Raw genomic sequence first — 7,423 nt, forward strand, 5'->3', positions numbered from 1 at the left:
CCCCTTTTGGCAGTCCATCCAAAGGTAAATCCTTTTATAAATTGTCTATCACTCATTTTAAGAACTCCTTGTATAATTAATTTAGATTACCAGTTCATAACTTCCCTAATTTTTTCTATAAGCTCCTTGGCCATTAATTCATGTGTTTTCACACTCGGGTGTTTAGTAACTCCATAACCGTTTTTTTCAGATTGATGCTCAAATTCACAAAAATAAACTGTATCCTTATCAAAATACTCCATTACACCATGTTGTACGTATTCTCTTGTAGTCGAAAGAGCTATGTCTTCAATTACTGGCCCTATAGTGCAAATTATTTTTGCATTTAAATAGTTTTGCTGTACTTTTTTTATAAGATTTATATAAGGCTCCACAAAATCATTTCTACCAGGAATAAACCCTCCACAAAAATCATTGGTTCCTAAATTTATTACAACTAATTGTGGAGTCCAAGCTTTATAATCCCACGCAAGTTCATTTTCCTCTGCTATATAATCATATTTTGAAGGCATTGGAGTCGTCATATCTCCATCCCATTTTCTAATAACACCTAACCCAGGACGACCCATAATATAACATTCTGCATTAAGAGCTCTAGCTGTAATAGATACATATGATAGATATGGGTTATCATATTTAGGTTCATATTCTACATCTTCATTTTCTGCATCCATTCCAAATCCACAAATTAGTGAATCTCCAATAAATTCTATTTTTCTATCCAAAGGCTTTGAAGGTGATAATTCAGAACCCTCCCCGAAATCAAACCCCAAAAATTGAACCTTTCCTGAGGAAAATTCTGTTCGCTTAACAATACTTACCTCATGATCACCATAGACTAATTCTGTAGCAAGTTTATAGCTATATGTGCCAATTACTCGTAAAACTTCTATGATTACTTTTCCATCTAATAGTACAGTAAAATAATTTTCATTATCCGAGCTTAGTTTCACATAAACACTTGTTCCACAAAATCTTGCACTTATAGTGCTCCCAGACCATGCAAATTCAGGGCCATCAACCTTACTAAATTCAAATCTTCCTGTGTATTTTACATTCATTAAAATTCCTCCTAAATATTTAAATGACCTTTACAGTTTTTAACCATTCTCTAGCGATAAGCGCGTGACCTGCATTGGTAGGATGTACTCCATCAACAGTCCAAAAATTTGAAGGTTTAAGCACTGAGGCAGCACTAAAAATTCCATCTAAAGGTATTAAAATTGCTTTGTATTCTCTAGCTAATTCTCTTATAACATGTATTTTAGGGTCTAAGTCTTCCCTCCAAGTTTTGCGATCTTCTGTTACTGGCAGAACAAAAGGTTCAAGCATTATTATCTTCTTTATACCTTGTTTCTTAATTTTATCTAATAAAACTCTATAGCTTGCTTCAAATTCAGCTGGTGTAGTGGGTTGATTACTATCAAACTTTCTCCAACAATCATTTATACCTATAAGTATCGACACAAGTGTAGGCTTTAAATCTAAACAATCCTTTTGCCACCTAGCTTCTAAGTGCTTTATGCTCTCCCCTCCATTTCCCCTATTTAAAAAGCTAACATTTTTTTGTGGGCAAATAGCAGCAAATAAAGAAGCAACCATCATAGGATATCCACATCCAAGGTTATCCTCTTCTTCTCTATTCCTACCTACGTCTGTAACACTATCTCCTTGAAACAATATTCTCTCATTTTCATCAATTATCATTTTTACAATTCTCCTACTCTCTATATTATTTATAATTGTAAGACTTTTATTTTGCTAATTTTCCATAGACCCCATACTCATTATCTTATCATTACCATGGTTTTTTATTATAATATTGTTTTGCGTAATTTCATTGCAATTTTCAATAATTACAGGAGTTCTTTCATCGCAAGCAATAGAAGACAACCGAATATTCTCAATTTGAATATCATCTACATTCCTAATGTCCATAAAACCAGTTCTACTCCAATCTGGATAGTAGTTTCCAGACCCACGTTTATCCTTCTCAATTCTACAATCTAAAACCTCTGGATATTCCTCTGGAATTTCATCAGCCTTTATTCCACCTAATACTTGATAATTTATATTAGACAATATCACAGATTCTATCTTATGCGTCTTATGAGCATCTATTCTTATTCCATTAAATTGTGGAGTTCCCATAATGTCTTTTCCAAACCTTAGATGAGTATTTTTCATTTCATTATCTTCAGTAATTCTTAAATTGCTAATAGTAACACCTTTTAATTCACCAATTGCCGGAAATTCTGTAATTCCAAGTCCAGCAATAGTATTATTACACAATAAATAAAGCGGTCGACGAACATTATGCATAACCAAGTTATTTGCCATAATATTTTCTATCTTTCCGCCCTCACTACTTTCTATTTTTATTCCTTCACGCCAAACATTTTCAAATGTACAATTTTGTATCACAACATTACTTATATCCCCAACTGATTTAAGGCCTATTCTAATTCCTGCACAAACTGACGATAAAGAGCAATTTACGATATGAACATTTTTAACTGGATATTCCCTGCTTGATGCTTGCAGACATATATTATCATCACTACCATCAATCCTACAATTTGAAACAAAAATATTTTTGCAACCATCAAAGTCTAATCCATCACCGTTATAATTAGTTTGAGATGAAATATCTAAATCTTCTGCCCATATATTTTCGCTATCCAAAAATGCAGTTGTCCAAGCTGCTGAATCCCTCAAACGCAAACCATTTAATCTAATATATTTACAACGCAATATTCTAATCATCATAGGACGTGCAATTCCACCTTTAATAGGGAGACTTGCTCCATTTCCACAAATCTCTCCTTTCCCTGTAATAGCAATATTAGTTACATCTTGTGCATAAATAAAACATCTATCCATGTCAGGTTCATCAATATATCGATTATGATGTGTATCTTTAGAATACATGTTAGGGTCATCACTTCCTAAAAGTTTAGCAGAAATCGTTATATTGAAATCTACATTACTTTTAAGATAAATTGTACCACTCAAAAATGTTCCACCTTCTAATACAACTTTACCCCCACCATTTTTATTGCAAGTGTCAATTGCTGTTTGAATTGCAACTGTGTCTAATGTAATACCGTCCGCTTTTGCTCCAAAATCTTTTACATAATACATTGAATTTATCATACTATACTAACCTCGCCTTCTTATATAAAAAAACCCCTAAATCTTAAAGTAAAATGATTTAAGGATTTATAATATAATTATTTAAAACTATCTATATTCTTCTGCGTCTCCAGGTGCTAATTCGGAATTAGCTTTTATATATTGTACAAGTTCATCAACATTACAATATGCAACTGCTAAATAAGTATCCGCCGCTCCATAGTATATAGCAATTCTTCCAGTTTCTGCATCATGTAATGTTGCACATGGGAAAGCTACATTTGGTACAAAACCCGTAGTTTCATATTTTTTCTCTGGTGTAAGAATATAGTCCCTTGTTCTATATAAAACCTTAGAAGGATTATTTATATCAAGAATTGCTGCTCCAAAGCTATAGACAAATCCATTACAAGTTCCTGAAACACCATGATAAAATAGTAACCACCCTTCAGTAGTCTCTATCGGTACAGCTCCAGCTCCTATCTTAGTTGCTTGCCACCATCCAGCTCCTCCTTTTGCCATAACTCTTCTATGTCTTCCCCAATAAATTAAATCTGGACTCTCACTTACGAATATATCTCCAAATGGTGTGTGTCCACTGTCGCTAGGTCTACTAAGTAACATATATTTATCATTTATTTTCCTTGGAAATAACACACCATTTCTATTAAAAGGAATAAATGGATTTTCAAGTCTAGTAAACTCCTTAAAGTCTTTTGTTTTTCCAATTGCAAGAGCCGCTCCTGCAAAATCAGAACACCATATTATATAATAGGTGTCTTCTATTTTAACCAGGCGAGGATCATAAGAATATGATGGCTCATATGGAATTCCTTGCTCATCAAACCAATGAATTTCTTCATTTTCAATATCCCATTTTAAACCGTCCTTGCTACGACCTATGTGAAGTTGTGGCTTACCATGTTTATGGTCTGCTCTAAATATCCCTATAAAACCATCACCAAAAGGCACTACCGAACTATTATAAACACGAGCAGTCTTTGGTGTTGGATTCCAACCTATAATAGGATTTTCATTATGTCTCCATACTACATCCTCACAACCAACCGGCTTGTCCTGCCAAGGCATATTTTTCATTGTATCTCCAATTATTTTAACTTTACTCATTATATAATCCCCCTTGTATATTTGTTTGTAAATTTTATTCTTTGCTGAACACAATCGCAAAACCTCAATGGATTTGCTGACGTAACAAATGCATGTTCTAATAATAAATCAGTTAACCTTAACTTTTTTAATAGCATATCTTTTATAATATAGATACTATCAAATTTATAGTAACTTTATAATTACGTTATAATTACACCCTAGTTACGTTATATTTATAGTTTAAGTCAACGTTTTCACAAAGTCAATCAAAACTTTAGTTATCCAACTAAAGTTTTGTATTTAATAAAAGTCTTGCTACAAGGACTCTCTAATCTCTTACATTATCTAATTGTAACTTTACCATTCAACGTTTTTATACATAAATGGCTTAAATCTTTCTTCTTAATCTTTTTAAATTAGCTATTTTTTATTTCATTTGTAGATTCCCTCATAGTAACCTTTGAAACTCCAACTTTGTTCGCAACATCCTGCATTGTAACTCTTTTAGCCATAGTGTCTTTACTCCTTACAAAATAGCAGTGTTTTCATTTCTAATATTACAAATATATAACACTTACTGCATATCAGTTTTTCATTTAACAAATTAATATATTTTAAGTGTATGACGTGAGCAGGTTATACACTAAAAGAATCCTACGTTGGATCAAGAATCGGTTCGGCATACTATCATGTCGTATTCGTTGGATTCAAGTGTTTTCAAACCAATTTCTGCTGTTTTTAAATCAGAGTCAATCTCTATTACATAGCGAGATTCAATGTATCCTGAGCATTGACTACGGAAGTTTGTTTCCCACTTGTTATTTGTTAGCCAGGAATATAGTGTACCCATTGTGTCCGCAGTGCGTGTGTAGTCCCATAGTTTTATACTATTAATTGAAACAAGCGGTGTATCAAGCGTGTTCACTGCTAGTCCAAGTTTATCTCCCGAGAGTACAACGCCTCGATTAATAGGGTAATAATCACAACAACCCTCTGGTAGCTGTTCACCAGGTTTAAAGAAGGCTCCTGCTTTATCAAGATGCCATTCCCCACCATTTACTTTAAGTGGAAGTGAAACATACATTCCCTCTGGATCCATCACAAGCTGTTTTGCCATCTCAGTGGTTACAAGAATCCTTGGAAGGTCATTGTAAAGGTAGTAGTGAGCAATACATTTCACTGCGCCTTTAATCAGATACATTGCCTTTATGTGTGTGAACACATCTCCACTCTCCACAAGTTCTACGCATTGGAGAGTAGCGTTGTGGATTTCCATAGCAGGTTTGTGCCTTTGCGCGTATCCATAACCTGCTGCATCCTGACGTACCCCCTCTGGAAATATTTGATAAACTGGTTCGCCAAGCTTAGGCTCATCAGGATACAGCAATTCCTCTTTCGTAGCTTTGTGAACTATGGAACGGATTCCATCTTTGCCATAGGTAAGCATATATGTGCTGTTTTCGTAAACATAATCAGATTCTACGTGCTTTAATAAGAAATTATTATGCTTTTCAATATTAGAATCAAATTCCAAACTTAGAGTCTTTTTCTCATGTGGCTTCATTTCAATATAGCATGCAATCATAGATCCTCGAAGAGTACGTGTTTTTTGAGAGGGAATTTCTTTTCCAGATTCATCTACTACGCGGAAACCTCCCATATTGAACCTTCCCTCCTCCCAAAAATCAGTAAGAAGATAAACAACATCATTTTTATTAAAATCATGTGGGTTCACAATAATATATCGGAATGGGCGATGTTGCGTAAACTCACCCTCGCCAAGTGCCCTACAAACTTTGTCGCATGCAGTAGCTGAAAGAACATCTGCATCAAATGCTAGCTTTGCCTTGCGTGCATCAAGCTGAGTAACCAGTAATTTATAAGGGTCGCCGCATGAGCTTGAATGACCCCATGTATGCTCTGCATAAGTTATAAGTAGCTTAGATATTTCTTCATGTTCATCTATAGAAACAATCTTCATTTCTGGATCTAATTTCTTTGTAAGCTCATTAACACGTTGGGCGTTGCGAAATAACTTTGTTTCGTTTGGAGTAGAAATTACACCATCAGTCCACCAGTCGTTCCAGTCACCGCGATAGGTTGGTATTTCTCCACCATTTTTCGTAAGATAGTGAAAGTACTCATCAAGAGTTGCGGTAACAATCTCTATCTCATCACCGTACTTCTTGTTAAACTCTTCGATTAGCTCGCAGTGATCGTCGCCCACAGGGCTGTTGTCAGTATATAATCCTGATCCCATTATTGGCATAAAATCGTAGGTATAACCATTTCCCTTGGTGACATTAATCATTTGGCTGATTCGTTTATAAGCGTAATCAGGGCCTTCAACATCAACAAATGAGGAGTCCTCAGAAAGCATTCCTGGAATTCCTGGATTACCTCCAGGAGCAAGCCCTGGAATTAACCCAAACTGATTGGCCTTATGATATGCTAGCCCGTTCCATACAAGAATTTTACGCCCTTTTGGTGTTTCCCACCAAAAGGGCACAAGAGGACGTCCAAATGGTGTATCTCCATGATGGATATTGATATTGGTAGACAGATACCTAATGCCATGGTCATAGAGTGCATCAGCATAGCCCCAAGAAAATCCGTTGACATCGCAGGACATAGCAACTTCAATATTTGAGAGTTTATTTTCTTTTGCAAAGTTCGTTGCATAATCCAGCGAGTGAGAAAGGTTATCATAGTTTAAGATATCAGCCAGGTGGAAATATCCACCTGTAAGTTCAAAGTAGCCGGTCCCTATAGCCGCAATTAGTTCCTTCTTGCCCTCCTCGCCATATCTTTTAAGGTATTCATCTACAGCCCAAAATCCTTCAGCTGTAAAACGGAACCTATTTCTCTCATCTCGCGCCAACTGTTTTTTTGACAACGCAAATTTAACTGCTTGTTTAATGAAATCAGCTTGATATACAGCAATTTTTTCTTGACGCTCTGTGTATCCGATATCAATATGACTGTGGTAAATTAAAAAAACTTTATACATAATATTCCCCCATTATCTTCCATACTGCCTTGGTACAGTTATACCAAAGGTATTCTTAATATGTTTATTGATTTTTTTGAAGCAGTATATATGAAGCTGGATGAAACATTATAGATTTTTATTGTTTTAGGTTTAACCTTCTCCTCCTCAAAGCTGTTTACATCCTCT

Annotated in this window: 5 protein-coding genes; all 5 read right to left on the reverse strand. The window is 35.0% G+C overall.

From position 1 onward, the window contains the following. Positions 1-86: 86 nt before the first annotated feature. The 5 genes from Q0649_RS10755 to Q0649_RS10775 all read right to left on the reverse strand — a co-directional run bounded on the left by Q0649_RS10755 (position 87) and on the right by Q0649_RS10775 (position 7,255). Positions 87-1,061, reverse strand: a complete 975-nt coding sequence (locus tag Q0649_RS10755) for an SGNH/GDSL hydrolase family protein (protein WP_298841393.1) — start codon at positions 1,059-1,061, stop codon at positions 87-89. 19 nt (positions 1,062-1,080) lie between these two features. Beyond that, on the reverse strand, positions 1,081-1,707 hold the full coding sequence (locus Q0649_RS10760) for an SGNH/GDSL hydrolase family protein (protein WP_298841396.1): 627 nt from the start codon (positions 1,705-1,707) through the stop codon (positions 1,081-1,083). 54 nt (positions 1,708-1,761) lie between these two features. Continuing rightward, positions 1,762-3,156: a glycoside hydrolase family 28 protein gene (locus Q0649_RS10765; protein WP_298841398.1), complete on the reverse strand. Its 1,395-nt coding sequence runs from the start codon at positions 3,154-3,156 to the stop codon at positions 1,762-1,764. 87 nt (positions 3,157-3,243) lie between these two features. After that, complete coding sequence (locus Q0649_RS10770) at positions 3,244-4,263, reverse strand: glycoside hydrolase family 130 protein (RefSeq protein ID WP_298841401.1); 1,020 nt, start codon at positions 4,261-4,263, stop codon at positions 3,244-3,246. Positions 4,264-4,909: 646 nt separating this feature from the next. Beyond that, the gene (locus Q0649_RS10775; protein ID WP_298841404.1) at positions 4,910-7,255 is read right to left on the reverse strand and encodes a glycoside hydrolase family 38 C-terminal domain-containing protein; all 2,346 of its coding nucleotides are present in this window, start codon (positions 7,253-7,255) and stop codon (positions 4,910-4,912) included. Positions 7,256-7,423: the final 168 nt, after the last annotated feature.

Origin of the sequence: uncultured Clostridium sp., from assembly GCF_937920395.1 — a bacterium.
Classification (GTDB): domain Bacteria; phylum Bacillota; class Clostridia; order Clostridiales; family Clostridiaceae; genus Clostridium_AD.

Coding starts and splice junctions, on each gene's coding strand:
- Q0649_RS10755 (WP_298841393.1), bottom strand. CDS start 1,061: ATGAATGTAAAATACACAGGAAGATTTGAATTTAGTAAGGTTGATGGC.
- Q0649_RS10765 (WP_298841398.1), bottom strand. CDS start 3,156: ATGATAAATTCAATGTATTATGTAAAAGATTTTGGAGCAAAAGCGGAC.
- Q0649_RS10770 (WP_298841401.1), bottom strand. CDS start 4,263: ATGAGTAAAGTTAAAATAATTGGAGATACAATGAAAAATATGCCTTGG.
- Q0649_RS10760 (WP_298841396.1), bottom strand. CDS start 1,707: ATGATAATTGATGAAAATGAGAGAATATTGTTTCAAGGAGATAGTGTT.
- Q0649_RS10775 (WP_298841404.1), bottom strand. CDS start 7,255: ATGTATAAAGTTTTTTTAATTTACCACAGTCATATTGATATCGGATAC.